Origin of the sequence: Mesorhizobium sp. M7A.F.Ca.CA.003.01.2.1 (assembly GCF_003998945.1) — a bacterium.
Taxonomy (GTDB): Bacteria; Pseudomonadota; Alphaproteobacteria; order Rhizobiales; family Rhizobiaceae; genus Mesorhizobium; species Mesorhizobium ciceri.
Genome location: NZ_RZRA01001030.1, coordinates 1 through 1,879, shown reverse-complemented (window position 1 = coordinate 1,879; position 1,879 = coordinate 1). Strand labels below are relative to the sequence as shown.

Genomic DNA, 1,879 nt, shown 5'->3' with positions numbered 1-1,879 from the left:
GTCAAGGAAGTGTCCCAGCCCGGCGCGCTGGAAATCAACGACGAGACCGCCAAGAACCTCGGCCTGGAGTCGCTGGAGCGCCTGCGCGACGTCGTGCGCGGCCAGATCGAGAACCAGTTCGGCGCCATGACGCGCCAGAAGGTCAAGCGCCAGCTGCTCGACCAGCTCGACGCGGCTTATTCGTTCGAGGCGCCGTCGAAGCTCGTCGACGCCGAGTTCAACAACATCTGGGCGCAGGTCAATCGTGATCTGGAAGCAGCCGGACGCACCTTCGCCGACGAAGAGACGACGGAAGAAGAGGCGCGCGCCGAGTATCTGCGGCTTGCCGAGCGCCGCGTGCGCCTCGGGCTGGTGCTGGCTGAAATCGGCGAGAAGGCCGGCGTGACCGTATCGGACGAAGAGCTGCAGCGCGGCCTGTTCGAGCAGGTGCGGCGCTATCCAGGAAACCAGCAGCAGGAAGTCTTCGAGTTCTACCGCAACAACCCGGAAGCGTTGAACACGCTGCGGGCGCCGATGTTCGAGGAAAAGGTGGTCGACCATCTGCTCGGTCAGATTTCGGTCACCGACGTCAAGGTCAGCAAGGAAGAGCTGATGGCCGACGACGAAGAGGACGAGACCGCCGTCAAGGCGAAGCCGGCGAAGAAAGCCGCCGCCAAGAAGGCCGACGCCAAGACGGCCGACGACGCGGAAGAGCCCAAGAAGAAGGCCGCGCCGAAGAAGAAGGCCGCCGAATAACACCAGCGCTCCGCTGAAACAGGAAGGCCGCCCTCGAGGCGGCCTTTTTCGTTGCCAAACTGCAACAGCCGCCATGCTTCGCGAGCGACGGCCTGTGGCGACCAAGCTTTGATCATTATCTGCGCTTCTATTGCAAGCCGCTTGGTTGTTGGAGGGCGTGTTGAGACTGTTCGTCGAATTGGGACACGCTTCGGCAATCGCGCTGATCCTTATCTCGGTCTGCGGCATTGCCCAGGCCGGCACGGTGCCTGACAACTGGCGCTTCGGCACGAGTGAAGACGGCCTCGTGACGGCCTCGCTCTACGCCACCAACAAGCTGATCACCGGCGGCGGTGCCTTGAGCTACAGCCCGATCCTGACGATTGCCTGCCGGGCAAACGGCGAGCCGCATTGGACTGAATGGCTGCAACTGAACGACGCTGTTTCGGCCAGCCGCAAGATCACCATGTCGATTACGGTCGATCAGGAGAGCAAGTTCGACGAAAGCTGGTCGGTCGGGCCGCGCGGCCGGATGCTGGTGCGCGATGGCGCCGATGGCATCAGGCGCCTTGTCGCCGCGAACCGGCTCCAGCTTTCGTGGCGGTTCGGGCTGCTGGCGGGGCGCGGCGAGGCCGATTTCGACCTCGCCGGGTTCGGCGAAGCGGTCAGCCAGGTTGCCGGAAACTGCAACACCGATCCGCCGTGAACGACCGTGAGGCGAAGGCGGCAACGGCCGAGCTCGCCGTTCCCGGTGATGCTGATCGGCTTCAAACCTTTGTTCTCATACATGTCGTTGCCTCAAAAACGCACTTTGGGGCGACATCATCAAACGGCGTTGCTGACCCAGCGGAGCACGTTGGTCCAAAGCCGCGCATAGCCGGGCCATTCGACAAAACTGTTCGGCAGCCAGTGCGGTCCGATGTCCGACGTCCAGACCAGCGTGCGCCCTTCGCCGTGACGCCCGGTGACCAGCAGGGGATGGCCGCCCTGGTCCTGCGGCAGCCGCGCCAGAACCTCGACATCGTCGCGATCGCGGGCGACGACCTCGTTGGCGCCGAGCAGCAGCGGCCATTCGCCCTCAATGCCGGCAAAAAGCGGATGGTCTCTTGAGCCAGTGATCTCGGGACGAAAGCCCTCCGGAATTTCGAGGCGGTCATCATTGGGA

2 protein-coding genes and 1 pseudogene are annotated in these 1,879 nt (G+C 63.7%); 2 read left to right on the top strand and 1 reads right to left on the bottom strand.

The features are described 5' to 3' along the window. A pseudogene (locus tag EN969_RS29220) lies at nucleotides 1-735 on the top strand (trigger factor); the annotation flags it as partial. Between the two features lie 160 nt (nucleotides 736-895). Beyond that, nucleotides 896-1,420: a hypothetical protein gene (locus EN969_RS29215; RefSeq protein WP_013532008.1), complete on the top strand. Its 525-nt coding sequence runs from the start codon at nucleotides 896-898 to the stop codon at nucleotides 1,418-1,420. A gap of 119 nt (nucleotides 1,421-1,539) precedes the next feature. Here EN969_RS29215 and EN969_RS29210 read toward each other — a convergent pair. Next, nucleotides 1,540-1,879: glutamine amidotransferase (locus tag EN969_RS29210; RefSeq protein ID WP_245465442.1), on the bottom strand; the 340-nt coding region annotated here is incomplete at its 5' end.